Raw genomic sequence first — 25,038 nt, forward strand, 5'->3', positions numbered from 1 at the left:
GGCGTGCGAATGAGCGGCGAAGCAATCCGGATGCGGCTCGAACTGAAACGCCTCGCGCGCAATTATCGGATCGCGCCCGCGCATTGCTCGCCAACCGCACCTCTACCGCCCGTCGAGGGCGACTGGATCTTCGAAGGCTTTGCGGCGCCGACAGTAATCGACCACGAACGCACCAAGTTCGCCCCTCATTGCTGGCTGCCATTCAAGTCCGACATTCCACTGTTGTATCGCCACGGCCGCCCGGCTGGCGAAGTGCTGGAAATCCGCGGCACCGACGAAGGTTTGCACGTGCGCGCGCTGGTTCGCGACGAAGATGCAAAACGGTGCACCCATTTCAGTATCGCCGCGACGATCCACGGCTATCAGCTTCGGGAGGTCAATGATCGCGAGAGTTTTCACGCCCTCGTCACCTGCGCCACGCTGGACGAAATCACCCTGACCAATGTTCCGGCCAATCCCGCCGCGGTGGTCCTGTATCGTTATCGGCAGTCAGCGGCAGTCGAGTTCTATGACATCGTCAAGCGCGGAATTATTTGTGCGCAGGGCGTTGTCGCGGCCTTGCGGGTCATGAATGCCGCTCAAGTTGCGCCTCCCCAAACCGTCGCGGGTCCCGACAAACGATCCGTGTGCGACTTGGCGCGCTCTAGGCCAACACCGGTAAATGCGCCGACAAGGCCACGACCGAAAACTGAGTTCAGAACCTTGGTCGATGCGATCAATGCAACGTCAGGAGAGGTACAATGACTGAAATCACCGGCACGGAGCTTCTTCGCCAAGTCGCGGCGGCTCGCGTCGAAAAAATCGACTACGCTCGCTTGGCAAAGGACGTCGGCATTGCTCCGGACGACCTGTTCGAATTCGCACAGGACCGCAAAAACTTGCCGGCCGACACGCTCTGCCGGCTCACCACCGAGATGATGCAAGGCACCCGGTTTTATCCGGATCGCGACTTGCTGGGTCCCGTGGCCCAGGTCGAAGCGAAGCCGCTAGGGATCCGGCCGCCGCGGTGTGAGGCGAAGCCGCAAAACTGGAAGGTTGGCGAGATGCAGGGACCAGGGCCGCAGCCGCTCGTACCGCAACCGCTCAAGACGACCAAACGCGCAGGATGGTTGGGCGGCTGGGTTTAGGGTCTCTCGCTCCGATTGGTGTACAAGAGGAGCGGTAAGCCTGATCAATTCGATCGCCGGAGACTCTTATCAGCGCAGCAGCGCATAGCCTCAGAATTCCTTGAGCTAATGGTTGCGCCGTCGTGCGTACTCAGTTAGCCGCTGATATCGATAGTCGCTGCGCAAAGAAGGCTTGGCCTGTCCTATGGCATCCAAGCAATCTCTTAGATCTGTGGGTGCCCAGAACTGATCCGACAAGATTGCGGCGAGCAAGCGTAGCGCAGCCTCTGGAAAGCGCGTGCACAGCCCAGTTGTATGAAGCCGATGCACTGCATAGTGGGGATGTTCGATCGGACCCAGCCAGTCGGCGACAACTGCCAGCACGGAGGGAAAGATATCTTCCCCCGCAACACACATAATTGCGAGCGACTCGGAAATACTACCCGACGCGAGGTCGCGCGACTTGGGCCAGATTTGTTGCCAGAACGGCTGAATTCGATTTTTCCAATAATCCTCCCGCTGCGCACCAGCACCGCCGAGCGCTTGCGTGAGGGCCTGCACCACCTCTAACAAGCCCTCTGCAGGCAAAGCGCCAACTGCATCTTGGAAATCTTCGGACGTGTAGCCGTCCGCCGGGTCCAAGGCGGCGTAGGTGAGAAATGCCGCATATTGTCGGCCGTGATCGCCAAGACTTTCAAAGTGGTGTGCCGTGGACAGGAATTGTCGTTTGAAGGCAATAAGAAGTGGTCGGTACAGCCGAGGTGACCAGAGAAATCCTTCCCAGGCTGACCTTGCTTCAATCGGATTACGATCCCAGTCAAAATGTGGCAGCAGATACTTCTCGGTCCATGGGCGATCCACCCGAAATAATGCGATCAAACGTGACGCGAGTAGCACGCGTCCGTGCCGAAAGCGCACCACTCCGACCTCGCACATCGCTGTGAAAAGCGGCTCGATGTCGTGAGGTAGCCCTTCATTGTCGTTGGGTTTGCGTTCGAACCAAAGGTCAAGCAGTGCTTCTGCGACGTGACCGACCGGGTGATTGATGGCGTCCGTTACCGGCTCATTGCCTGGATCCTTGCCATCTGCATCGGAGTTTGAGGGCATTGCAAGTGAGCGTTTACAAAGGTCGAGCAGAATTCCCTCATGTGGGGCAGCGCTCTTCGAGACTGCCCTCATCCACCACGTGAGGCTATGAGAGATTTCCCGCATGGTTTCGTCAGGCATCCTTTGCACTAACGGCGCCCCATATCGCCACGACCGCGACAGTAAATTTGCGTCACTCCATGCTTGGAGCGCTTCTCGCCAACGTGCAACAGGCCAAATACCCTCATTGGCCAGGTCGCATAAGGCAAGTAGGCTATGAAAGAACCGAGTTCGGCAGACATCTAACCATGTGTCTTCATCATAAAGGGAAGACGTCTTTGGCTGTGCGTGCTTGAGCCATTGGACGAGATCTGCCCGTTTACGAGGGGCTATGTCGATCCTCCGCCTTGATTCAAAGTCGGGATCCCCCGTCCCACTCATCCAGTGCGAAAATTCGTCCCGTTCGTTGCTTGCAAGCCGGCGACGAGGCTCTGCGACCGTCAAGCTGTCGAGACGCAAGGATGCGTCTTGCCCTAGCGCACTGCCGCCCTCGCGGAGCTTGGCAAGACGTAGCCAAATTGCGTCCTCTACTATTGAGTCCCAATCCTCAGGCGCGAGGCCCTCTCGATACATTTTACGCGGCGGTCCGGCTAAAATTGCCGTTTCTAGTGTTTCTCTAGCTTCCGGCGAAAGCGTCGATCCTTGAAGCACGAGTAATCTCATCGTTTCGCGCTTCGTCCCCCCGGACCAGAGCCACCATTGATCATCTGATACTAACCACCGGACCCACGTCTCAGAATCGACAGCGTCATTATGACTGGCTGCAAACAACGCTAATCGCTTGAATGTTGGATAAGGTATGTTGAACCAGGCGGCGGCTGTAGACCGGGCGCGATCAGGTGTGGATTTGTAGGCTTCAACCCATGCATCACGCAACAATTCGATCAAGATCACCCAGTCGCGGAAGCCCCGGTTCTGCCAATGTGGCGTGACCGATGGTAGATCCCAGAACGAACGGTCATCTCGGTCGTCGGCTTCGCCCAGCTCCCGCAGTAAGTCCAGGGCGTCGCGAAGTAACTGCTGAAGATCATCCAAAAGGGTGGGCAACGCGCCTCGCCATTGATCGTCTGTCAGGTCACGAATGGACGATCTGACGTGGTCAGCAGCGAGCACAAGCTCCCAGTCCACGAGCTGCTTAATACTGGTCGGCTCCCCCGCGTCCTCTTCTGATCCCCACCGGAAAGGCTTTTTCAACTTCACTTTCGGCGACAGTAGCTCGCGCAGTTGGAGCCGCAGCGCTGTTGTCAGTCCGTCGCGTTTCAGCCGATCTTTCCAGCGGTAAAAGTCTAGGTCGCGCCATGTCGCTTTCACGTGCCCTGTAAGAAGTAGCCGCCAGACAATCTGTAAGAGCGGACCGGGAATGGCATTGGGCGACTGAGCGCGGATATCGTCTAGTTCGGCGATCCGTCCCTCACGAAGTAACTGGGCAAAATGGTTCAATTGATGTTCGATCTGCCACGCCCAGCGCTCGTGCAATTGCCCGCCGCGCTGTGCTACCCAAAGGATCAATCCGGGATCGTTCAAATGGCGGGCCAACCATCGGGCTAGATGGAACATCACATCGTCCCATTGGCTGCCGCCAGCGCCACCGGACACTAGTGTCATCAGTGGTGCGTACCGATAAGGCGCAGGGCGCTGGATCAAGCTGAAGCGGAGCTTATCATCCACATCTTGGCGCGGCGGAACCCCGAAGCGGGGTAGGTCGCGGTGCAGGTAGCGTTGATCTGAGAACGCCTCCAACCATTCGAGCGTCGGCACGGGATTGAAGTCTGCGAATCTCTTCGCTGGCATCCCCGACTCGTCCGATAGTGCCCAGAGCATTCGACCTACGAAGTCGTCTTGCCGAGTGCTACCAGAAGGACGTGCAAGAGCGTGCGCAACGACAATCTGCTCCTTGCCTAGTGTGCCACCGCGATAGGTGGCTGCCCACGATTTTAGGGTGTCGTGCAACGCCGAGTGACTGCCCGCACGGACTTCGTAAAGGATGGGCGTGACACCCTTAGCAGCCCATTCTACCGTCTTTGCGTGCTCGTGTCCGGTCTCATAATCGCCAAAAGCGTACGCTTGCGGCGTAAATTCGCCGAGCAGCCGATCAGCAGCCAGCGCGTCCATCATGTAACGCAAGACCGGATCGTTGATGCTGTATCCGACGAAGCAAACGATATAGTTTCGAAACAACTCGCCGACAAAACGAGCCGCCCATCGTTCAGTCAGGTATGCAAGGCCAAAATCGCCACTAGTTAGTACCAGTCGGTGAAGAGAGGTATCGTCCGGTTTAAGCGGTAGCAAGCCGTGCAGATAGACTAAGCCATTCCATCGGCTGTTTTTCGGTATAGGGAGCATGGGAGCGGCGTAGGGCTCAAAGGCTTTACCGGGGCGTTTTCCCACTCGCTCAAATATGCGGTCAAAATTTGTGGTCACAAGACGGAGCGAGCCATCACGGCAACGAGCTAATTCAAGAAGCGCGTCATGAGTATCGGTGGCGCCTTTGCGGCGCCAATTGGGTTTCAAAGCTTCCATCAGCTTCTGTCGAACAGCGATCCGATTTCCAGGGAGTCGGCGCTCCAACAGATCGAGAGTGGCATCGAATTGATTGCGATCGTAGGCGTCCTGTTCAATAGCCAAGCGGCTGATGCCTACACGTTTGTAGACGTCGTCTACCAAGCCTTTGAATCCCGGCAAGCCAGCAGGATAGGAAATTCCCGCTCCGCAGAAAAATACAACCCGGCCTTCTTCATGTGCTTGCAAGAGGGAGTCGGGAATATCGGGCCCGTTAGCGATAAATTGCATGAGTTTTCAATCGTGCACTATAAACAAGCAGGAAAACTCGGGATTGAGGCAGCCAGCGTGCGGGGGGCCCTTGGCAACTTCTGCTTCCCGAATCGAAGCAAAATTGACACGGCGCGCGGGTGTGATCGCCTAATATCCAAATCACCGATACTGCGTGACGCCACCCTTGAAGTCCCGAGCGCAGTTAGGACAGGTGAAATACTGTGGCCGGTGCGATTTGGTTAACCGGTGGAGTTTTCCTTCTTGCTCGCACCGCTGACAGAACGCGAAGCCGGTGGGTTTTCCGTCCGCACCCTTTTCGTACTTATAACCGCGCATTTCGATTAGCGTCCCTCTGAACTCGAAATTCTTCTTTAGCTCCGCGATCTCTGTGTCTTTTGCGCGCAAGAGTTTCTCGGCATCCGATAGCGCGGTCTTCGCTTTCGCGAGCGCTTCGTTCAAACTGGCGATGTTGAGCTTTAATTCGGCATCCTCGTAGATCTTTTTTAGACCGAGCAAATCTTTCGCGAAGTTCAATCCGGTCGTGGCGGCAGCCACGCCTTCTGCAATCGTGACCATGAAATCCCGTCCTCCGCTTGCGGCAGCCTCATGCTACGACCAGAGCGGGTGTCCGAGTCCAGCGGTAATTCTCGATTTCCACCGGCTCTTCCGAGTTAGAGGGGGGTGGACTCTGTCGGCCGGCCGCTTCCGAGCTAACGGCTCGCCACTGTTCCGAGGGCGGGCGGCGAGGTGCGCCGCCCGGTTGCAATCGTCCAAGATCGGCGGGTTGGTCAAGCCGCGAGCATCAGCCCTGCCTGCGCGGCGGGTTTTACCGGCTTGCCGATGATCCGCCGCAGCTCACTGGCAACACCATCCAACACTGCGCGCTTCTCCTTCATCCGCTTGGAGTGATTGTAGACCTTGCCGGTAACGGTCGGCACGATCTGCTCCGATTTCTTGCTGGCGGCATGATCGAGGCACTTGGCAATGGCGGAATCGTCAAAGCCCAGGTCGCCCGCGAGCGTTGCCGCCGTCCGCCTCAAATCGTGCGGCGTGAACCGCCTCAGGCCAAGCAGCTCGCAGAGGCCGGCGGTCTTGGTCTTATCCTTGTTCTTCTCGTGTTTGGTGCCGCGCAGCGCATCAGCCATAGCCTTGCGGTGGATCGGCTGGCCCTTGTACATGGGACTCTCGAAGACAAACTGCTGATCAGCCGAGGCCAGGGCCTCATTGATGATCTCGATCGCCAGATCAGAGAGTGGCTGCTGGATCACCCGCCGCTTCTTAACCCGCTTGAGCGGGACATCGAAGCGCGGATGCTCGCCGTCGAGGTCGAACAGCTCATCTCGCTGCGCGCCGAGCAACTCGCGTGAGCGGAGCATCGTGACCAACTCGAACTTGAGCGCCAACCGGGTCCGGCGGTCATAGGGGAGGTCGTCGCGATCCAGCCCATGCCAGAAGGTCCTGATCTCGTCTTCGGACAGGACGCGGGTGCGGGGATGCTCCGGGTCGAGCTTGGGCAGATTTACGCAGGGGCTGGCAGTCACGTAGTCGCGCCCTGCCTCTGCGGCCCAGTTGAACAGGCCGGAGGCTGCTTTCCGCATATGGCGGGCGTTGCTGACGGAGGGCTTGCCGAACTTGCCTGCCACAATGTCGTTCGACAACGTGGCGATGTCGTGCTTGGTGACCTCCATGGCCAGCTTCTTGCCGAGGCGGGGGCGGAGAAAGCGGTTGAGATGGCTCGCCGTGTTCTCCCAGCTTTCCAGCCGCGGCCGCATTTCGCCGTCCGGCTTCTTGACCGGCGTCTGCATCCATTTGATGCGCTCGTCGATGATCTCAGCGACGGTCTTGCCGCGCTTGGCCTTCGTGGCCTTCTGGTCCCGGAAGGTCTCGGCGAGGGCGTCGCCGCCCATGGCCTTGAGGCCGTAGACCTTGCTGCGGGCGTCCTCCACCGTGAAAGTCTCCGGATTGTAGAGGCCCAGCCAGCCGGTGCGCTGCTTGCCGGTCTGCCTGTCGGTGAACTTGAAGGAGAAGGTCGCAACCCGGGCGGTCGTGATGCTCACGTAGAGGCCGGGGCATTTGCGGTCGTAAAACTTCGTCCGCTGGGCGACTCGCCTCTCGCACAGCCGGTCGGTCAGAATGACGCTGCTATTGCGGCCCCGCTTGCCGGCGGGGGAGGGGACAGTGGTAGTATCCATCTGGTTTCGGCTCCTAAGGCTTGGGACCAAAGGGCTCGGCTTCGAGGCTTTCAGTTTGTCGTGCGGACGCTGAAAGTCTTAGGGCCGGGCCCTTGTTTTGGTGAAGCCCGCTGAAACAGCCCGCATCAGGGTAGTCGAAAAGTGCTTGTTTTAAAGCACATTCTTAGTTTCGGCGTGTTTCACCGAATGCCAAAATATAGACGTGTGGTCCTGACCGTCGTTGCTACGGTCAAACCTTGCGGAGATGCATCTGGGCTCAACCGGGCCTTGAGGCATCGTCAATTCGCGAGGTGACGGAGGCCAGAAGGAACTCGGCTCCGGGGAGAGCAGGCATAAGCCGTCAAACCACTGCGCAGGGAAGGCCGTGTGTTGGGCTTCACCTGTATGCCGCTGTGCAGTTTTCTGCGTGTGCTGTCGCACAGCGGACCGTGGGTGCCAGCCGGCACCCGGCCTTCCCTGCGCCCTCTTCATAGAAGAGGGACAAGGAAACGAGCAAAACTCGGGCGTTTCGGGCCGCGAGAATGCCAAGCCATGTGTGGAAGACTGACGAAACGACCGAGCTTGCTCTTCTCGCCCGTGAGGATCAGCGGCGCGCGGCGATCGCCGTCAGCTCCAGCTTGACGCCCGGGCCGAGATCCGCAACGCCGATCGCGGCCCGCGCCGGCAGATGCTCCGCAGTGAAATAGCGCTTCCACACCTGGTTGAACGCGGCCTTCTCCGTGAGGTCGGCCACGAAGATCGTCACCTGCAGAACGCAGGACAGATCGGAGCCGGCTCCCTCGAGCAGGGTCCTCAACTGGCGCAGCACATCCTCGGCCTGGCCCGCCATGTCGAGCCCGGCATCTTCAGGGACGATGCCGCCGAGATAGAGCACGCCATTGTGCTCGACGATCTCGTGGAGCAGTCCTTCATAGGGCAGGGAGCGTGTGATCACGATCGCATCCATGGGTGTTGCGGGCGCGCTGGCCAGGCACAAGGCTTGGTTCAACACGGCTCGCGTCGGTGAGGAAAGCTGGTGCTGCCAGACAGGATTGAACTGTCGACCTCTCCATTACCAATGGAGTGCTCTACCACTGAGCTACGGCAGCATGTGCTGGGACAAGAATCGGCCGCCCGAGGGGCCTACCAAGCGGGCCGATATCTGCCACAAGCCCCCCTCCTGTGCAAGCTTGCTAGCCCCGCCAAAACGAGAAAATCGGCCCGATATCGGCGTCAAAATGCCCGTTTTCGCGCGAAACGACCGAGTTCACGCCGATTCACGGTCTGGTATCCCTGCCCAACTGGTCAGTTGGCCGGGGAGCCGGATTCGATCCATCTCGCGTTTCGCAAGGGTCCTATCGCCTCACCCTCTTGAGCTGCCACACTTCGATGGCATCCTGTGGCCGGTTGCTGTGATGGAGCCGCGATGGGCGACGAGACTGACAAGAGCGCGAGGCAGCCGAGGGCGTCCCGGGACGACCGGCTGAAATCGGCGCTGCGCGAAAACCTGAAGCGGCGGAAGTTGCAGGCGCGCGAACGCGCCGCAAGCACCGACCCCTCGCAGAACGACGATGGTTCCCTAAATGAGGGGGCCGCCGGTAAGACCTCTCGTTGAACGCCGGCGGCTGGAAATTTTGGAGTGCATGCAGTGGCCATGGGGCAGGACGAAACACAACGAACCGACCGTGATGCGCAGCTGTTGCGGTTCACCCGCCCCGAGCAGACCTTTCCGGCGCTGACGCCCGCCGAGATCGAACGGATCAGGCACTTCGGCGAAATCCGCACCTATGCGGACGGCGAGTTGCTGTTCGAGACCGGCAAGCCCGGGCCCGGCATGTTCGTGGTGCTGGCGGGCCACGTCGCCATCACCCAGCGCGACGGTCTCGGTCACGTCACTCCGGTGATCGATCAGGGGCCGGGTCAATTTCTGGCCGAGCTTGGCCAGCTCTCGGGCAGGCCGGCGCTGGTCGACGGCCGCGCCGAAGGCAATGTCGAGGTGCTGCTCGTCCCGCCGGACCGGCTGCGCGCGCTGCTGGTGGCCGAAGCCGAGCTTGGCGAGCGCATCATGCGCGCGCTGATCCTGCGCCGGGTCAATCTGATCCAGGGCGGCATCGGCGGCCCCGTGCTGATCGGGCCCTCGAACTCCGCGGGCGTGGTGCGCCTGCAGGGCTTTCTCACCCGCAATGGCCAGCCGCATCATCTGCTCGATCCCGAGAGCGAGCATGACGCCGCCGAACTGATCGCGCGCTATTCGCCGAAGCCGGAGGATTGGCCGCTCGTCGTCACGGCCGGCGGCACGGTGCTGCGCAATCCCAGCGAGACCGAGCTCGGCCGCGCCATCGGCATGATTGGCGGGGCCAAGGACGACCGTATCTACGATGTCGCCATCGTCGGCTGCGGGCCGGCGGGGCTCGCGACCGCGGTCTATGCGGCGTCCGAAGGTCTCTCGGTCGCGGTCGTCGACACCCGCGCCTTTGGCGGCCAAGCCGGCGCCAGCGCGCGCATCGAGAACTATCTGGGCTTCCCGACCGGCATCTCCGGCCAGGCGCTGGCGGGCCGCGCCTTCACCCAGGCGCAGAAGTTCGGCGCCGACATCATGATTCCGATGTCGGTGAGCTCGCTGGATTGCTCGCGCGCCAACGGCACCTTCGCGCTGGCGCTGGATTGCGGCGAGACCTTGCGCTCCCGTTCGGTGGTGGTCGCCAGCGGCGCGCGCTACCGCCGTCCCCATATCGCCAACCTCGACAAGTTCGAGGGCCGCGGCGTCTGGTACTGGGCATCGCCCGTGGAGGCGCGACTCTGCGCCGGCGAGGAGGTGGCTCTGGTCGGCGCCGGTAATTCGGCTGGCCAGGCGGCCGTGTTCCTGTCGGGCCATGCCAAACGCGTGTTGATGATCATCCGCGGCGGCGGCCTTGGCGCCAGCATGTCGCGCTATCTCATCGAGCGCATCGAAGCGACTCCGAACATCGAACTGATGTTCAACACCGAGATCACCGCGCTCGAGGGCGACGAGGCCTCGCTGCTGCGGCGCATCCGCTGGAAGAGCCGGCTCTCGGATGACGAGGATTCCGCCGACATCCGCAATCTCTTCCTGTTCGTCGGCGCCGATCCCGCCACGTCCTGGCTCGACGGTTGCGGCGTGACGCTCGATCGCGGCGGCTTCGTGGTCACGGGCGCGCAGTCGGAGCAGAACCAGGGCAAGCTGGTGGCGCCGCTGGAGACCTCCGTGCCCGGCGTCTACGCCGTCGGCGACGTCCGCTCCGGCTCGGTCAAGCGCGTCGGCGGCGCCATCGGCGAGGGCGCGCAGGTCGTTGCCTCCCTGCATGGCTATCTCGGCGACGCCGCAAAACCGGCGCTTTAGTCAAGGACAAGGCAAGGCAATGGCAAGCCAAATCCGGCTTGTCATCTTGCTGCGCAATGCGTGACTATCCCCTCGTCGCGAGGCAAATCGCGCGCGGAAAAAACAACGATTCAACGGGAGGACCAAATGGCTGAAGTCGTCGTGCTCTACAAGACACCCAAGGATGCTGCCGCCTTCGACAAGTACTATGCCGAGACGCACATTCCACTCGCCAAGAAACTTCCCGGCCTGAAGAACTACGCCGTCAGTAAAGGGCCGGTCGCATCTCCCGCAGGCCCTTCCGGAATCCATCTCGTCGCCATCCTCACCTTCGACAGCGTGGCCGACGTTCAGGCCGCCTTTGGCAGCCCGGAAGGCAAGGCAACCGGCGCCGACGTGCCGAAATTCGCCAGCGGCGGTGCCGACATCCTGATCTTCGATACCAAGAACGTGTGAGTTCGATTCAACTTTCGTCGAAAGCCTGCCGTCGTTTGTGACAGCGCTGCAAAAAGTTCAGCCATGCGTTTTTCGATTTCGCACGATGACGCATGGCTGCGCTCATGCATGTGACGACAACGCAGGTGGTAATCCGATGAGGACCGTAATACTATTCTAGTCACCTCAACGCCGAGAGTAGGAGAGATGTCATGGTGCTTGGCTTAAGCCTGCCCGCCCTTACGCTGATCCATGTCATCATCAGCCTGATTGCCATCGTCGCCGGGCTTGTCGTGATGTTCGGCCTGCTTGGCTCGAAGTCGATGCCGGGCCTGACTGCGATCTTCCTGCTGTTCACCATTCTCACCAGCGCGACTGGTTTCCTGTTTCCATTCAAGGAGCTGCTGCCCTCGCACATCATCGGCATCATCTCGCTGGTGCTGCTCGCGATTGCCTGTTTCGCGCTCTACGGCATGAAGCTCGGCGGCGTCTGGCGCCCGGTCTACATCGTCACCGCGATGATCTCGCTCTATTTCAACGTCTTCGTGCTGGTGATCCAGTCGTTCCTCAAGGTGCCCGCACTTGCCGCGCTCGCGCCCGCCGTGCCCCCGGCGCCGCCATCGGGGCCGGTCTTCGCCGTGGTGCAGGGCATCGTGCTGGTGTTCTTCGTCGTGCTGACCATCGGCGCCTGGCGCCGCTACAAGCCCCTGGCGTTTGCCTGATTGGCCCCTCTCGTCATTCCGGCCATCGCACAGCGATAAACTCTGGTGCGCAATCGCGCACCAGAGAATCCCGATTTATCAATCTCCAGATTCCGGGTTCGCGCTGACGCGCGTCCCGGAATGACGTCTCTCATTGAAAGGAGCCCCACCATGCCCACCATCACCACCAAAGACGGCGTCGAGATCTTCTACAAGGACTGGGGCTCGGGCCAGCCGATCGTGTTCAGCCATGGCTGGCCGCTGTCCTCGGACGATTGGGACGCGCAGATGATGTACTTCGTCACGCGCGGCTATCGCGTCATCGCCCATGACCGCCGCGGCCACGGCCGCTCGGCGCAGGTCGCCGACGGCCACGACATGGATCATTATGCCGACGATCTCGCCGCGCTCACCGCGCATCTCGACCTCAAGAACGCCCTCCATGTCGGCCATTCCACCGGCGGCGGCGAGGTCGTGCACTACATCGCCCGTCACGGCGAGAGCCGCGTCGCGAAGGCCGCGATCCTCTCCGCGGTGCCGCCGCTGATGGTGCAGACCGCAGCCAATCCCGGAGGCCTGCCGAAGAGCGTGTTCGACGATTTCCAGGCCCAGCTTGCCGCCGGCCGCTCGGCCTTCTACCGCGACATCGCCGCCGGCCCGTTCTACGGCTACAACCGCCCCGGCGCAAAACCGCTGGAAGCGGTGATCGAGAACTGGTGGCGCCAGGGCATGATGGGTGGCGCGAAAGCGCATTACGACGGCATCGTCGCGTTCTCGCAAACCGATTTCACTGAGGATCTGAAGAAGATCAACGTCCCGGTGCTGGTGATGCATGGCGACGACGACCAGATCGTGCCATACGCGGACTCGGCGCCGCTCTCGGCCAAGCTGCTCAAGAAAGGCATCCTGAAGACCTACAAGGGATTCCCCCACGGCATGCCGACCACGCATGCCGAGACGATCAACGCGGATCTCCTGGCGTTCTTCAGGGAGTGAGGTTTCACGACTCTCACCCTCCCTTGTTGTGGGAATGGGTGGCTCGCCGCGTAGCGGCGAGCCGGACGAGGGCTTAACTTGTGTGGAAATTTCGGGGCTCGCGCGCGTTGAGCCCCGTCCACTCAAGGAGAGGCGCGGCGATGTCGCCCCAGCTCAAACTGATCGCTCTCGACGCCGACGACCTCGCCGTGATCTCGACCCATGTCCAGGACGCCCGCGTCCAGGCTTCCGATATCATTTGGCGGCAGGGCGAGAAACGGCTTGTGGTCGGAATGAGCCGGCTGGACTGGGAGCAGACCTTGGAGGGCGAGACCGAGCCGCGCCGGCTGGTCGCAGCGCTCCGTTTCGACCGTGTGCTCGCCTGCAAGTCGCGCAACATTGACCTCGCCGCGCCGGACAAGATCCTGGATCTCGTCGGCATTGAATTTCACCCCCGGGACGGCCGCGCCGAGGAGCCCGGCGGCAGCGCCCTGCTTTTGTTCGCCCAGGGCGGCGCCATCCGCCTGGACGTCGAGTGTCTGGAATGCGAGCTGACCGACCTCGGGGCCGACACGCTGGGCACTGGAGTCCAGGGGGAGGGCTGAAGAGGCCGTATACCAGCCGAATGGGCCCTGGCTGGGATGGCATCTGCCGAGGGTTGACGCAGCTTCCCCGCCGCGCCATTGAGCAGGGGACCTGGTGCGCCGACCCGCCCCTCAAGACCAGCCGGAAGCCAAGCGAAACATGCCCGTTCGCCTCGACCGCAGCAGCGCCGATTTCGACCAGCGATTCGCCGCCTTCCTCGCCGCCAAGCGCGAGGCGTCGGCCGACGTCGAGGCCGCCGCGCGCGCGATCGTCGACGACGTGGCCAAGCGTGGCGACGCCGCCCTGCTCGAGGCGACGGCCAAGTTCGACCGCTTGAGGCTGGACGCATCCTCCTTGCGCGTCTCCGCCGCCGAGATCCAGGCCGCCGTGAAGGCCTGCGAGCCTGCGACGCTGGATGCGCTCGAGCTTGCGCGCGACCGTATCGAGACCTATCACCGCCGCCAGCTGCCGAAGGACGAGCGCTTCACCGATCCGCTCGGCGTCGAGCTTGGCTGGCGCTACACCGCAATCGAATCCGCCGGCCTCTACGTCCCCGGCGGCACGGCGGCCTATCCGTCATCGGTGCTGATGAATGCCGTGCCGGCGAAAGTCGCCGGCGTGTCGCGCCTCGTGATGGTGGTGCCCTCGCCGGACGGCAAGCTCAATCCGCTGGTCCTGGCGGCCGCCCATCTCGGCGGCGTCACCGAGATCTACCGTGTCGGTGGTGCGCAGGCGGTGGCCGCGCTCGCGCACGGCACCGCGACCATCGCGCCGGTCGCCAAGATCGTCGGCCCCGGTAATGCCTATGTCGCTGCCGCCAAGCGGCTGGTGTTCGGCAAGGTCGGTATCGACATGATCGCCGGCCCCTCGGAGGTGCTCGTCATTGCCGACGACACCGGCAACGCCGATTGGATCGCCGCTGACCTCTTGGCGCAGGCCGAGCACGATTCCAGCGCGCAGTCGATCCTGATCACGGACTCGGCGCGCCTTGCCGCCGACGTCGAAAAGGCGGTCGAGGCGCAGCTGAAGACGCTGCCACGCGCCGCGATCGCCAGCGCGTCCTGGGCCGATTTCGGCGCCGTCATCATGGTGAAGAACCTGGGCGACGCCGTCCCGCTTGCCGACGCCATCGCGGCCGAGCATCTCGAGATCATGACCGTCGATCCCGACGCGCTCGCGGCGAAGATCCGCAATGCCGGCGCGGTGTTCCTCGGACCGCACACGCCCGAAGCGATCGGCGATTATGTCGGCGGCTCCAACCACGTGCTGCCGACGGCGCGCTCGGCGCGGTTTTCCTCCGGGCTCTCGGTGCACGACTTCATGAAGCGCACCTCGATCCTGAAATGCGGGCCCGACCAATTGCGTGCGCTGGGACCTGCCGCGATGACGCTCGGCAAGGCGGAGGGGCTGGACGCCCATTCCCGCTCGATTGGATTGCGCCTCAATCTGTCATGACAAAGCCGCCCGCACAGGACGACTCAACTAATCGCATCGTCGGCGTCACGCTCGACGAGGAATCGATTGGCCGTTCCGGGCCCGACATCGAGCACGAGCGGGCGATCGCGATCTACGATCTGATCGAGCAGAACCTGTTTGCGCCCGAGGGTGCGGACGGCAAGGGCCCGTTCACGCTGCATATCGGCATCACCGGCAACCGGCTGATGTTCGACATCCGCCGCGAGGACGGCACGCCCGTGGTCGCGCATCTGTTGTCGCTGACGCCGTTCCGGCGGATCGTGAAGGACTATTTCATGATCTGCGACAGCTATTACCAGGCGATCCGCACCGCGACCCCCGACAAGATCGAGGCCATCGACATGGGCCGCCGCGGCATCCATGACGAAGGATCGCGCACGCTGCAGGAGCGGCTGAAAGGCAAGGTGCGGGTCGACTTCGAGACCTCGCGCCGGCTGTTCACGCTCATTACAGTCCTGCACTGGAAGGGTTAGGGCATGGCCCGGAAAAGTGTGCAGCGGTTTTCCGACAAGGCCATGCCCTCTATCAAAAGAGGCTGAGCGCGATGGCGGATCCGCCACGCGCACGCGATCCTCAGTCGGTGCTGTTCGCCTGTGCGATGAACAGCGTGCGCTCGCCGATGGCCGCGAGCCTGTTGCAGCACATGTTTCCGCAAGGGCTCTATGTGAAGTCGGCCGGCACCAAGAAGGGCGAGCTCGATCCCTTCGCCGTCGCCGTGATGGGCGAGCTCGGCCAGGACATCTCCGGCCACAAGCCGCAGACCTTCGAGGAGCTGGAGGATTGGGAGGGACTGAATTTCGACCTCATCATCACGCTCTCGCCCGAGGCGCATCACAAGGCGCTGGAGCTGACGCGAACGCTCGCGGCCGAGGTCGAATACTGGCCGACGCAGGATCCCACCACCATCGAAGGCAGCCGCGACCAGAAGTTAGCTGCCTATCGCGAGGTCTGCGATCAGCTCCTGATGCGCATCCGGCGGCGCTTCGCCAAGGTCGGCGCGGCGAGCGGGTAGCATCGGCCCTCCGTAACACCCGCGTCACAGAGAGCAGGCACAGCCGTGGCGGATACCTCGAATCACCAAACTCCGGTTCCCGGGTTGTGAAATCAGCCCCCTTCCGATAGGTTCCGCGCGCAATTCACCCCTGCCTCATCTTCCAAATCACCTGATGCTTGGCCGCCCCAAATTCGTACTTGCCTCCGGCTCGCCGCGTCGGCTGTCGCTGCTCAACCAGGCCGGCATCGAGCCGGATGCGCTCCGGCCGGCCGACGTCGACGAGACGCCGAAGCGGGGCGAGCTGCCGCGCGCCTGCGCCAACCGGCTGGCCAGGGCCAAGGCCGACGCTGCGCTGAAATCCGTGCAGCTCGACGACGAGCTGCGCGGCGCCTTCATCCTCGCCGCCGATACAGTGGTGGCGGTCGGCCGCCGCATCCTGCCCAAGGCCAATCTGGTCGACGAGGCCGCGCAGTGCCTGCGGCTGCTGTCGGGCCGCAACCACCGCGTCTACACCGCGATCTGCCTGGTCACGCCGCGCGAGGCTTTCCGCCAGCGTCTGGTCGAGACGCGCGTGCGCTTCAAGCGCCTGTCCGAGGACGACATCCAGGCCTATATCGGCTCCGGCGAATGGCGCGGCAAAGCCGGCGGCTACGCCGTGCAGGGCATCGCCGGATCCTTCGTGGTCAAGATGGTGGGGTCCTACACCAACGTCGTCGGCCTGCCGCTGTACGAGACCACGACGCTGCTCGGCGGCGAGGGCTTTCCGATCCGCTTCGGCTGGCTCAATACCACCGCGGTGTGAGCCCAAGTGAGCCCAAGGGCCGCGCCGACAAAAACCTCGAAAACAACCCCATGCACAGTAGAATGGCCCTGCCGGGTCCGCGCCGCGGCGCATGCGCGGCTGCGCCAGGAACCCGTTTCCGGGCAGGCTCTTGAACCCCGTCACCCCGTGTAAGCTGCCGACATCCATGGACGACCAGGTCAACAAGCCCACCGGCCCGCTCAAAACCTGCCCGATCTGCGGCAAGCCGCAGACGCAGGCCACCCGTCCGTTCTGCTCCTCGCGCTGTCGCGACGTCGACCTGAACCGCTGGCTGAAGGGCTCCTACGTCATCCCCGGCCGCGACGACGAAACCGACGACGTCGAATAATCGAGCTGTATCAAAGCTTTAATTGCCTCGCTGAAGCGCCGAGCAGCAGCCGCAGCAACCCCGCCCGATCTTGTGCACAGACGGGCCGCGCCCGGCGCAGCCACTTGGCGAAGCCGGGTGGACAGGCCGCCTCGAGCCCACTATAAACCGCCCGCTCGATGGGCTTTGGCCCCTCTCTTGGAGCACGCCCAGGTAGCTCAGTTGGTAGAGCATGCGACTGAAAATCGCAGTGTCGGTGGTTCGATTCCGCCCCTGGGCACCATTTCCCTGACATCGAATATCCCCCGAGCTGTAGCTGCCCCCGAGCCACTACCCTCGTCCGCTATACGTAGCCGGCGGCCGCTGATATGATCCTCCGACGGTAAACGGCAGCTCGCCACCATACTTTTCTGCGATGCCGGCCTTCTGATCGGACCTCGATCCCGCTCGCGCCATTTCGCATTGCTTCGACAAGAACGCTGAACAAATTCGCCAACGGCTGCCGCGTCCCCGCTCACATCAGGAGATGTGCCATGGCTGCATCGGACTGGCGTCTCGAAGGCGAATGGATGAAGAACTGCACCTGTGCGTTCGGCTGCCCCTGCGATTTCAACGCACGGCCGACCCAAGGCTATTGCAAGGGATTGGTCGCCATGCGGATCGCCAAGGGACATTTCGAAGGGACCAGGCTCGATGGTCTCTGCTTTGCGATCACGGTCGATTTCCCCGGGCCGCTGCATGAGGGCAACGGGACAATCCAGCCCATCATCGACGAACGCGCCACGGCGGAGCAGCGACAGGCGTTGTTCGATATCTTCTCCGGTAAGCATTCGGCCGAAGGCACGCTGTTCCAGATCGTCAGCATGATCGTCACCAAGATCCATGATCCCGTGTTTGTGCCGTTCGAATTCTCCTTCGACAAGGACGGACGCGTCGCAAGACTCGTCGCCAAGGGCGTGCTCGAGACCGATGTCGAGCCGATCAAGAATCCGGTGACCGGTGATCCGCACCGCATCCAGGTGGTCATGCCCGAAGGGTTCGAACATCGGGCGGCCGAGGTCGCATCCGCCGACATCCGCTCGACCGGCGCGATCCGGTTCGAGACCCGCGCTACGCATAGCTCGCTCGCCAATGTCGTGCAGACGCCCAAGGGCGTTGCGGCGTGATGCGGCGCTGACACCGACACGAGATCTCGGTGTCAGCTCCTCTTCGCCATGGACAAGTCGATGCAGGAGCGCTCGATACTCGAACACTTGCTCCACCGCGACCGGCTGATCGTCGCGATCGGGACCGCCGCAGTGGTCGCGCTCGCCTGGGCCTATCTCGCTGCGGGCGCCGGCATGGACACCGAGATGATGGCCGACATGCCGGACATGGCGCCGATGCCGTGGACGCCGTTCTATGGCGCGCTGCTGTTCGTGATGTGGTGGGTGATGATGATCGCGATGATGGCGCCGAGCGCGGTGCCCACCGTTCTCCTGTATGCGACCGTCAAGCGAAGGCAGGAGGCTGCCTCCCGCGCCGCAATCGATAGCTGGATCTTTCTCGCCGGTTATCTCGTGACGTGGGCCGGGTTCAGTCTCGCTGCGGTCCTGGTGCAAGGAGCATTCGAACGCTTCGGGTTGTTGTCGATGGCGATGGCAAGCACCAGCGCGATTCTGGGCGGCGGCGTGCTGATTGCAGCAGGGCTCTATCAGTTCACGCCGCTCAAACAGGCCTGCCTCCGTTACTGCGACAGTCCGCTGTTGTTTCTCAGTCGATATTGGCGGCCCGGCACGCGCGGCGCATTCCGGATGGGACTTCGCCACGGCAGCTACTGCGTCGGCTGCTGCTGGTTTCTGATGGTATTGCTGTTCGTCGGCGGCGTGATGAACCTGGCCTGGATCATCGGCATCGCGCTCTATGTGGCCGCCGAGAAGCTGCTGCCGTTCGGCCAACGATTGAGTTATGCGGCAGGCGCGCTCCTCATCCTGTCCGGCACGATCGTTCTTGCGCGCGCGATGTGAAAGCGGTCCAAAGACGGTTAAAATGTGCCGCTTGCGATATGCCCACCGGCTTAATTGCTCAAAACCGGCCGGCCTCCGTGATGATACGGATGCTTTGAGCTAAGAATTGAGCTTCCTCAAAACAGAAACTTAAGGCTGTTTCAACTAGCTTTGCGCCACGAACAGCACCCGCGCGCCGCCTTCGGTTCCGGGTGTCCCTGTGCGGTCGAGGCGGAGACAAGGCGATGCCAATACTGCGGGCGAGCGCAGTTCTGCCCTGGCGGCTGAAGCGGGGGGGGCGCGTCGTGATTCCCGCAGGGGCAGTCCGCAAAGCCGGAAGAGCGATCCTGCGGAATGCTCCGCTGCAGATCGCATTGTTCTTTCTGCCGCTAGTCTGGATCGGCTATTTCGCAATTACCGCCTCCGAGCGGATGGATGCGATCCAGCAAGCGCGGTCGCACGGCAACAGCGTCGCCGAATTGTTCGAGGAGAACACCGAGCGCATCTTCGAGCGCGTGGATCAGTCGTTGCTGGTGGTACAGGCACTCTACGCCCAGGATCCGCAGGCCTTCAGCCTGAAGTTCTGGTCCGACAAGGCCCGCCTCGCCACCGGCGACGTGGTCCAGTTCGCTCTGATCGGATCGGACGGATACATGATCGAGACGACGGCGGGCTATTCCGGTCCGCCGCTTTATCTCGGTGATCGCGAGCACTTCATTCATACCATGTCGCAGGTCGACGATCGCCTTTACGTGGCGAAGCCGGTGCTGGGCCGCGCGTCCAAAAAGTGGACGATACAGCTCGCGAGAAAGCTGTTCGATCTCGCCGGCAATCGGGTCGGCGTGGTTGTCGGCTCGATCAGCGTCGACGTCGTCGGCAGGTTCTACGACACCGCAAAGCTCGGCGTCGGAGGAACGCTGGTGCTCAGGAATGCGAGCCACGTCGTGCTCGCCGCCCGGGGCGTGGACCAGGGGTCAGTGCTGGGACAAAGCGCGCCGAGCCGCGTCGCGGGCGAACTGGGCGACGGCTTCTATGCGCAATATTGGAACGAGAACCGACCGGACCGCAGCGACCGACTGATCACGGCGCGCAGGTCGCGTGCGTTTCCGCTCATCTTCACCGTCGGCATTTCGGAGCAGGAGATCTATTCCCGCTCCGCCTTCAGGCAGAAGGTCTATCTCGGCGGCGCGGTGCTGCTCACGTTCATCATCCTCGCCGCGACGACATTTCATTGGCGACGGCAGCAGGCGCTGGATCGCGCCCACCGCGAGCGGCGCGATTTCGCCAGCAAGTTCGAGGATGCGCTCAGGAACCTCCCCCAGGGCTTGAGCATGTTCGATGGCCGCGACCGTCTGATCGCGTTCAACCGGCAATGGCTCGAACTTTACGACCTCGTGCCGGAAGACATCCGGATCGGCATGGACTTCCGGGAGGTGTTCGCGAAGCAGACCGCCGTGCTCGACGTCGAAGCGTACCTCGTCGATTTGAAGAACCGGCTCGCCCAGTCGGAGCAGATCTCGAACACCGTGCAGTTTCCGGACGGACGGGTCGTCTACATCTCGTACGGCCGGCGCGAGGGCGGCGGCTGGGTTGCCACGCATGAGGACATCACCGAGCGCAAGGCGTCGGCGGACCGCATCGAGCGGCTCGCGCATTACGACAGCCTGACCGGCCTTGCCAATCGCAACCTGTTCAAGGAGCGCATCGACGAGGCGCTGGCCCGCCCGCGCCGGCCGGAGCCCGCGTTCGCCGTACTCCTGCTCGATCTCGACAAGTTCAAGTCGGTCAATGATGCGCTCGGCCACCAATGCGGCGACGCGTTGCTGAAGCAGGTTGCCGACCGGATCAAGGCGCAGATCCGTGATGCCGATACGGCGGCGCGAATCGGCGGCGATGAATTTGCCGTCATCGTCGCACCCGGCGGGGCCGCGATGCGCGACGGCGCTGAAAGCCTGGCCGCGCGGCTGGTCGAGGCCATTGCCGAACCCTTTCACATCGATGGCCACCCCGTCGTGAGCGGCTGTAGCATTGGCCTTGCGCTCGTGCCCGAGCACGGCACGCGGGTCGACGAGATCCTTCGCAACGCCGATCTTGCGCTCTACAGGTCAAAGAATGCCGGCAGAAACTGCTTCCACGTCTATTCACCGGAGCTCAAGGCGGAAGCGGATCAACGCAACGTGCTCGAGATCGAGCTGCGTGAAGCGATCTGGCGTGAGGAGATAGAGCTGTTTTATCAGCCTGTGATCGAGCTCGGCACTGGTCGGGTAAAATCGGTCGAGGCCCTGGCGCGCTGGCATCACGCCACCAGGGGCTACGTCCCTCCGGCGGAGTTCATTGCGGTTGCCGAGGCGGGGGGACTGATCGTCGAGCTCGGCCACCAGGTGCTCGCCAGGGCCTGCCGCGATGCGATGAGCATGCCGGGCGACATCAAGGTCGCTGTCAATCTCTCCGCCCTGCAATTTGCCAGCGCCAATCTCGTCGACACCGTGACCTTTGCGTTGACGCAGAGCGGGCTTCCGCAGACCCGGCTCGAGCTCGAGATCACCGAAAGCGTATTTCTCGCCGACACCGAGGAGAACCTCAGGACGCTCCAGCGCCTCAAGGCGCTCGGCGTCTCCATTGCCCTCGACGATTTCGGTGTCGGATACTCGTCGTTGTCCTATTTGACGGCCTTTCCTTTCGACAAGGTCAAGATCGACAAATCCTTCATCGACAGGATCGATCGCTGCGAGACCGTCGCCGTGCTGAAATCCATCGTGCAGCTGGCAAAGACGCTGAAGCTGTCGATCGTCGCCGAGGGGGTCGAGTCCTCCGAACAGGTCAGACGGCTCCAATCACTCGGCATCCCGCTCGGCCAGGGATTTCACTTCAGCAAGCCCGTGCCGCTTGCAAGCCTCTCCTGGCAAGCCCCCACGGCGCGCCGGAAACGGCGGGTGGCGTGAGGTCAATGCCTCAGGCGTTTTCATCATGCCTCGCCACTGCAGCCCCTTCGGCCGAAGAGCGTTCCTCAATTGCCGGTTCGGAAGCCTGCGCCCGTCCTGGCACTCCCCTTGCTCAGTCCTGATCCAAGCCCGGGCCTCGGTGGAGAGGCCGTTTCAGGTTGAGGCAAGTGATGCAGGAAGTGTCCCGTTCTGGTGCTGTTGACGAACTCCGGCTCGACGCGTTGATCGCCGATCTATGGTGGCGCGTTCGGCTGATTAATACCGACATTCTCGAGGAAGAGGCGCGCGCCGGGGTGTTCGACCCGGTTCAGCCGACCTACCCGCTTCTCGCGGCCAACCTTCGCGCCCGGCGCGACAATCTGGTCGCGACGATCGGCGTGCTCGAGCAGCGTGCGAGATCGGTGTCGGAAGCGGCTTGAAGCGGTCGCGGGGGCGCGCCAGCCTCGGCGTCTTCGTCAACCGGCCCGGCTGCAGCGCCAGAGGCGGGCGCGGGATGCAATGCGCATCCTCGCATGGCTCGAATGCCTCCGACGCTGTGCCGCTAACAGTTGAATTCAGGCCGCCGCCTGCCCGTGTTATGGCTGGTCTCTGCACCCCCGCGAGGCCGCCATGCTCCCCATTCCCGCCGATATCTTCACCGAACCCGAGGACGTCTCGCCCGACGGCCTGGCCAATCTCGGCCCGCTTCGGCGTCTTGCCGGCACCTGGCAGGCGGACAAGGGCATCGACATCAATCCGAAGGCGGAAGGGCCGGAGCGGCGGACCTTCATCGAGCACATCCGCATGGATCCGATCGATCCGCAGGCCAACGGGCCGCAGCTGCTATACGGGCTGCGCTACCACATCCACATCAACACGCCCGAGGAAGACATCACCTTCCACGACCAGGTCGGCTATTGGCTGTGGGAGCCGGCGACCGGGCTGATCATGCAGACGCTGGCGATCCCGCGCGGGCAGGTGCTGCTGGCCTCGGGCAAGGCCGGGCCTGACGACAAGACGATCTCGGTCACCGCCAAGCGCGGCGACACCGCCTACGGGATCTGCTCGACCAATTTTCTGGAGCAGGCCTTTCGCACCGATGCTTACCGCTGCGACATCACCTTCAACGACGACGGCAGCTGGACCTATCTGATCCAGACCGAGTTGTTCGTGCGCGGCGCGCCGTTCAATCACCACGACACCAACACGCTCCAGCTCATAGCGCCACCCAGGCTCAATCCGCTGGCGGCGATCGTGAACGATCGTGCCGCGCGCGGTGGACCCGCGGCCTGAGCGCTGCCCTGAGGATTGCATGAAACCGTATGTCATCTGCCTGATGCACTCCAGCCTCGACGGCCGCACGCATCCCAGCCGCTGGCGTCCGAAGGGCGCGGGTACGGACTGGTTCGAGAAGATCCACGATGAGCTCGGCGGCGATGCTTGGGTGATCGGTCGCGTCACGGGTTCGGAGTTCGCCAAGGGCAGGCCCTATCCCCCGACAGACGCGAAAGTTCCGCGCGAAAACTGGTTCGCCCGGTGCGATGCGAAGACCTACGGCGTCGTGCTCGATGCCGAGGGCAAGATCGGTTGGGGGCGCGCGGAGATCGGCGGCGATCCGATCGTCGTCGTGCTGACCGAGAATGTCCCGGATTCGCATCTCGCTGGCCTCCGCGGCGAGGGCGTGTCCTACATCTTTGCCGGCAAATCCGAGATCGACCTCGCACTGACGCTGGACATTCTCAGCCGCGAGCTCGGCGTGAAGCGCCTGCTGGTCGAGGGCGGCGGCGTCGCCAACGGCGCGTTCCTGCGCGCCGGCCTCATCGACGAATTCAACCTGATCCTCAGCCCTGCGATCGACGGCGCAAAGGGCGCCCCGTTCGTGTTCGATTCCACCGAGGCGGACAGCGACCGGCGCGCGCCGATCGCCGCGATGACGCTGGAGAGCACGCGCGAGCTCGGCGGCGGCGTCCTGCTGCTGCGCTATCTGATCCAGAACGACCCGCAAGCCGTGAGCCGGTAAGGCGCGGCCATGTCCGATCCGTCCGAGCACATCGTCATCGTCGGCGCCGGCGCGGCCGGCCTGATGGCGGCGCGCGAGCTGGCGCGTGCCGGGCGCAAGGTGACGATCCTGGAGGCGCGCCAGCGCTGCGGCGGCCGCATTCATCCGCTGCCGGCCTCGCAGTTCGGCTATGCCGCCGACGGCGGCGCCGAGTTCGTCCATGGCGAGGCGCCGGTCACCCGCGCATTGCTGCGCGAAGCCGGCCTGTCGCTTCAGGAGATCGAAGGCGAGCAGTGGCGCTTTGACGGGACGAAGCTCACGCGCGAGCGCGACGATCCCCATGAAGCGGAGCTTCAGGCCAAGCTGGCGGACTTGAAGGACGACCTCACGGTCGCCGACTTCCTGCGCCGGCATTTTGCAGGCGACAATTACGCGCCGCTGCGCCATTCGATCGAGCGGATGGTCGAAGGCTATGACGCGGCCGATCCCGAACGCGCCTCCACGCTGGCGCTGCGCGCGGAATGGATGGACGGCGGGCACGCTCCGCAGGCGCGCATCGAAGGCGGCTACGGCGCGATGATCGATTTCCTGGCGGCCGACTGCCGCAGGCAGGGCGTCACCATCCGCCTCGGCAGCGTTGTGTCGGCGATTGCGGAGGAGGGCGGCGCGGTGATCGTTCGCTGCGCCGGCGGCGACGTGCACGCCTGCGACCGCATGATCCTCACCGTGCCGCTGCCGCTGCTGCGCGAGATCGCGCTACCGGCAGGCGCGCGTGCCAAGCTGGCTGCTGTCGACGACATCGGCTTTGGCAACGTCATCAAGATCCTGCTGCGCTTCGCGCGGCCATGGTGGCGCGAGCGCAAGGAAGACCTTGCGGACATGACCTTCCTGCTGTCGGATGAGGCGATCCCGGTCTGGTGGACGCGCTATCCTGACCAGCATCCCGTGCTGACGGGCTGGTTCGGTGGCCCCCGCACGGCCGAGCTGGAAAGCCTCGACGCGCGAGCATTGATCGATGCCGGGCTCGGCTCGCTCGCCGCAATCTTCGGCCTGCCGCGCGATCACATCGTGCGCGAGCTGGTGGCGTCCGCCGCGACTAACTGGGCGCATGATCCGTTCGCGCGCGGCGCCTATTCGTGGGCGACGCCGCGCACGCGCGCGGCACAGGCGATCCTCGCGCGCGGCGACGGCTTGGTGCTGTTTTCCGGCGAAGCGCTCTATCGCGGCCGCGACATGGGCACGGTCGAGGCGGCACTGGCGAGCGGCCTGGAGACGGCGGACATGATCCTTCGGGGACAATGA

The 25,038-nt window shown here is 63.1% G+C and carries 24 protein-coding genes and 2 tRNA genes; 21 read left to right on the forward strand and 5 right to left on the reverse strand.

Annotated elements, in window-relative coordinates; translation table 11 throughout:
* The first annotated feature begins 9 nt into the window (after positions 1–9).
* Together I6F24_RS15900 and I6F24_RS15905 are read left to right on the forward strand one after the other, a co-directional pair.
* Positions 10–744, forward strand: coding sequence for a hypothetical protein (locus I6F24_RS15900; RefSeq protein ID WP_036027444.1), 735 nt, complete (start codon positions 10–12; stop codon positions 742–744).
* Complete coding sequence (locus tag I6F24_RS15905) at positions 741–1,127, forward strand: hypothetical protein (protein WP_036027443.1); 387 nt, start codon at positions 741–743, stop codon at positions 1,125–1,127. The genes I6F24_RS15900 and I6F24_RS15905 overlap by 4 nt, the downstream gene beginning before the upstream one ends.
* A 105-nt stretch (positions 1,128–1,232) precedes the next feature.
* On the opposite strand, the gene dsr1 is transcribed toward I6F24_RS15905, so the two are convergent.
* From dsr1 to I6F24_RS15930, 5 genes are all read right to left on the reverse strand, one after another.
* The gene (gene dsr1, locus I6F24_RS15910) at positions 1,233–5,042 is read right to left on the reverse strand and encodes an anti-phage defense-associated sirtuin Dsr1 (RefSeq protein ID WP_036027441.1); all 3,810 of its coding nucleotides are present in this window, start codon (positions 5,040–5,042) and stop codon (positions 1,233–1,235) included.
* A gap of 141 nt (positions 5,043–5,183) precedes the next feature.
* Positions 5,184–5,600, reverse strand: coding sequence for a hypothetical protein (locus I6F24_RS15915; RefSeq protein WP_036027439.1), 417 nt, complete (start codon positions 5,598–5,600; stop codon positions 5,184–5,186).
* 212 nt (positions 5,601–5,812) lie between these two features.
* Positions 5,813–6,970 (reverse strand): site-specific integrase, encoded by a 1,158-nt coding sequence (locus I6F24_RS15920; protein WP_225156438.1) that lies wholly within the window; start codon positions 6,968–6,970, stop codon positions 5,813–5,815.
* Between the two features lie 829 nt (positions 6,971–7,799).
* The gene (locus I6F24_RS15925; protein ID WP_225144921.1) at positions 7,800–8,150 is read right to left on the reverse strand and encodes a RidA family protein; all 351 of its coding nucleotides are present in this window, start codon (positions 8,148–8,150) and stop codon (positions 7,800–7,802) included.
* Positions 8,151–8,229: 79 nt separating this feature from the next.
* Positions 8,230–8,304, reverse strand: a tRNA-Thr gene (locus tag I6F24_RS15930).
* Between the two features lie 317 nt (positions 8,305–8,621).
* On the opposite strand from I6F24_RS15930, the gene I6F24_RS15935 reads away from it, so the two are divergent.
* From I6F24_RS15935 to I6F24_RS16035, 19 genes are all read left to right on the forward strand, one after another.
* Positions 8,622–8,810: a hypothetical protein gene (locus I6F24_RS15935; protein ID WP_036014369.1), complete on the forward strand. Its 189-nt coding sequence runs from the start codon at positions 8,622–8,624 to the stop codon at positions 8,808–8,810.
* Between the two features lie 39 nt (positions 8,811–8,849).
* A complete protein-coding gene (locus I6F24_RS15940; protein WP_225151142.1) occupies positions 8,850–10,556 on the forward strand; it encodes an FAD-dependent oxidoreductase in 1,707 nt (568 codons plus the stop codon).
* A gap of 126 nt (positions 10,557–10,682) precedes the next feature.
* Entirely contained in the window at positions 10,683–10,991 is a 309-nt protein-coding gene (locus I6F24_RS15945) for an EthD family reductase (protein ID WP_225150940.1), read from the forward strand.
* A gap of 191 nt (positions 10,992–11,182) precedes the next feature.
* Complete coding sequence (locus I6F24_RS15950; protein ID WP_036014365.1) at positions 11,183–11,692, forward strand: hypothetical protein; 510 nt, start codon at positions 11,183–11,185, stop codon at positions 11,690–11,692.
* Between the two features lie 150 nt (positions 11,693–11,842).
* Entirely contained in the window at positions 11,843–12,667 is an 825-nt protein-coding gene (locus I6F24_RS15955) for an alpha/beta hydrolase (protein ID WP_128264893.1), read from the forward strand.
* Between the two features lie 140 nt (positions 12,668–12,807).
* Entirely contained in the window at positions 12,808–13,251 is a 444-nt protein-coding gene (locus I6F24_RS15960; RefSeq protein ID WP_036014359.1) for a DUF2948 family protein, read from the forward strand.
* Positions 13,252–13,390: 139 nt separating this feature from the next.
* Positions 13,391–14,686 (forward strand): histidinol dehydrogenase, encoded by a 1,296-nt coding sequence (gene hisD / locus I6F24_RS15965; protein WP_225126906.1) that lies wholly within the window; start codon positions 13,391–13,393, stop codon positions 14,684–14,686.
* Positions 14,683–15,180: a UPF0262 family protein gene (locus I6F24_RS15970; protein ID WP_025032375.1), complete on the forward strand. Its 498-nt coding sequence runs from the start codon at positions 14,683–14,685 to the stop codon at positions 15,178–15,180. Before hisD ends, I6F24_RS15970 begins: the two co-directional genes overlap by 4 nt.
* 71 nt (positions 15,181–15,251) lie before the next feature.
* Entirely contained in the window at positions 15,252–15,719 is a 468-nt protein-coding gene (locus I6F24_RS15975) for an arsenate reductase ArsC (protein WP_036026992.1), read from the forward strand.
* Positions 15,720–15,873: 154 nt separating this feature from the next.
* Positions 15,874–16,503 (forward strand): Maf-like protein, encoded by a 630-nt coding sequence (locus I6F24_RS15980; RefSeq protein WP_057027605.1) that lies wholly within the window; start codon positions 15,874–15,876, stop codon positions 16,501–16,503.
* Positions 16,504–16,669: 166 nt separating this feature from the next.
* Positions 16,670–16,852, forward strand: coding sequence for a DNA gyrase inhibitor YacG (gene yacG / locus I6F24_RS15985; protein WP_036027000.1), 183 nt, complete (start codon positions 16,670–16,672; stop codon positions 16,850–16,852).
* Between the two features lie 186 nt (positions 16,853–17,038).
* Positions 17,039–17,114, forward strand: a tRNA-Phe gene (locus tag I6F24_RS15990).
* A 250-nt stretch (positions 17,115–17,364) separates the two neighbouring features.
* Positions 17,365–17,997 carry a DUF1326 domain-containing protein gene (locus I6F24_RS15995; RefSeq protein ID WP_036014350.1) on the forward strand — a complete coding sequence of 211 codons (633 nt, stop codon included), beginning with the start codon at positions 17,365–17,367 and terminating at the stop codon, positions 17,995–17,997.
* Positions 17,998–18,171: 174 nt separating this feature from the next.
* Positions 18,172–18,837: a DUF2182 domain-containing protein gene (locus I6F24_RS16000; RefSeq protein WP_345944114.1), complete on the forward strand. Its 666-nt coding sequence runs from the start codon at positions 18,172–18,174 to the stop codon at positions 18,835–18,837.
* A 224-nt stretch (positions 18,838–19,061) separates the two neighbouring features.
* Positions 19,062–21,758 carry an EAL domain-containing protein gene (locus I6F24_RS37600; protein WP_276573668.1) on the forward strand — a complete coding sequence of 899 codons (2,697 nt, stop codon included), beginning with the start codon at positions 19,062–19,064 and terminating at the stop codon, positions 21,756–21,758.
* A 170-nt stretch (positions 21,759–21,928) separates the two neighbouring features.
* Entirely contained in the window at positions 21,929–22,177 is a 249-nt protein-coding gene (locus tag I6F24_RS16020; protein WP_225113365.1) for a hypothetical protein, read from the forward strand.
* A gap of 190 nt (positions 22,178–22,367) precedes the next feature.
* A complete protein-coding gene (locus I6F24_RS16025; RefSeq protein ID WP_225150942.1) occupies positions 22,368–23,030 on the forward strand; it encodes a heme-binding beta-barrel domain-containing protein in 663 nt (220 codons plus the stop codon).
* A 19-nt stretch (positions 23,031–23,049) separates the two neighbouring features.
* Entirely contained in the window at positions 23,050–23,757 is a 708-nt protein-coding gene (locus I6F24_RS16030; protein ID WP_225150944.1) for a dihydrofolate reductase family protein, read from the forward strand.
* Between the two features lie 9 nt (positions 23,758–23,766).
* Positions 23,767–25,038, forward strand: coding sequence for an NAD(P)/FAD-dependent oxidoreductase (locus I6F24_RS16035; protein WP_225150946.1), 1,272 nt, complete (start codon positions 23,767–23,769; stop codon positions 25,036–25,038).

The sequence above is a fragment of the Bradyrhizobium sp. BRP23 genome (assembly GCF_020194135.1).
In the GTDB taxonomy this organism is placed as follows: domain Bacteria; phylum Pseudomonadota; class Alphaproteobacteria; order Rhizobiales; family Xanthobacteraceae; genus Bradyrhizobium; species Bradyrhizobium yuanmingense.

What these genes read in the sequence shown, in the direction of transcription:
- I6F24_RS15900 (WP_036027444.1), top strand. Translation starts at nt 10, where the DNA reads ATGAGCGGCGAAGCAATCCGGATGCGGCTCGAACTGAAACGCCTCGCG.
- I6F24_RS15905 (WP_036027443.1), top strand. Translation starts at nt 741, where the DNA reads ATGACTGAAATCACCGGCACGGAGCTTCTTCGCCAAGTCGCGGCGGCT.
- dsr1 (WP_036027441.1), bottom strand. Translation starts at nt 5,042, where the DNA reads ATGCAATTTATCGCTAACGGGCCCGATATTCCCGACTCCCTCTTGCAA.
- I6F24_RS15915 (WP_036027439.1), bottom strand. Translation starts at nt 5,600, where the DNA reads ATGGTCACGATTGCAGAAGGCGTGGCTGCCGCCACGACCGGATTGAAC.
- I6F24_RS15935 (WP_036014369.1), top strand. Translation starts at nt 8,622, where the DNA reads ATGGGCGACGAGACTGACAAGAGCGCGAGGCAGCCGAGGGCGTCCCGG.
- I6F24_RS15940 (WP_225151142.1), top strand. Translation starts at nt 8,850, where the DNA reads ATGGGGCAGGACGAAACACAACGAACCGACCGTGATGCGCAGCTGTTG.
- I6F24_RS15945 (WP_225150940.1), top strand. Translation starts at nt 10,683, where the DNA reads ATGGCTGAAGTCGTCGTGCTCTACAAGACACCCAAGGATGCTGCCGCC.
- I6F24_RS15950 (WP_036014365.1), top strand. Translation starts at nt 11,183, where the DNA reads ATGGTGCTTGGCTTAAGCCTGCCCGCCCTTACGCTGATCCATGTCATC.
- I6F24_RS15955 (WP_128264893.1), top strand. Translation starts at nt 11,843, where the DNA reads ATGCCCACCATCACCACCAAAGACGGCGTCGAGATCTTCTACAAGGAC.
- I6F24_RS15960 (WP_036014359.1), top strand. Translation starts at nt 12,808, where the DNA reads ATGTCGCCCCAGCTCAAACTGATCGCTCTCGACGCCGACGACCTCGCC.
- hisD (WP_225126906.1), top strand. Translation starts at nt 13,391, where the DNA reads ATGCCCGTTCGCCTCGACCGCAGCAGCGCCGATTTCGACCAGCGATTC.
- I6F24_RS15970 (WP_025032375.1), top strand. Translation starts at nt 14,683, where the DNA reads ATGACAAAGCCGCCCGCACAGGACGACTCAACTAATCGCATCGTCGGC.
- I6F24_RS15975 (WP_036026992.1), top strand. Translation starts at nt 15,252, where the DNA reads ATGGCGGATCCGCCACGCGCACGCGATCCTCAGTCGGTGCTGTTCGCC.
- I6F24_RS15980 (WP_057027605.1), top strand. Translation starts at nt 15,874, where the DNA reads ATGCTTGGCCGCCCCAAATTCGTACTTGCCTCCGGCTCGCCGCGTCGG.
- yacG (WP_036027000.1), top strand. Translation starts at nt 16,670, where the DNA reads ATGGACGACCAGGTCAACAAGCCCACCGGCCCGCTCAAAACCTGCCCG.
- I6F24_RS15995 (WP_036014350.1), top strand. Translation starts at nt 17,365, where the DNA reads ATGGCTGCATCGGACTGGCGTCTCGAAGGCGAATGGATGAAGAACTGC.
- I6F24_RS16000 (WP_345944114.1), top strand. Translation starts at nt 18,172, where the DNA reads ATGGACACCGAGATGATGGCCGACATGCCGGACATGGCGCCGATGCCG.
- I6F24_RS37600 (WP_276573668.1), top strand. Translation starts at nt 19,062, where the DNA reads ATGCCAATACTGCGGGCGAGCGCAGTTCTGCCCTGGCGGCTGAAGCGG.
- I6F24_RS16020 (WP_225113365.1), top strand. Translation starts at nt 21,929, where the DNA reads ATGCAGGAAGTGTCCCGTTCTGGTGCTGTTGACGAACTCCGGCTCGAC.
- I6F24_RS16025 (WP_225150942.1), top strand. Translation starts at nt 22,368, where the DNA reads ATGCTCCCCATTCCCGCCGATATCTTCACCGAACCCGAGGACGTCTCG.
- I6F24_RS16030 (WP_225150944.1), top strand. Translation starts at nt 23,050, where the DNA reads ATGAAACCGTATGTCATCTGCCTGATGCACTCCAGCCTCGACGGCCGC.
- I6F24_RS16035 (WP_225150946.1), top strand. Translation starts at nt 23,767, where the DNA reads ATGTCCGATCCGTCCGAGCACATCGTCATCGTCGGCGCCGGCGCGGCC.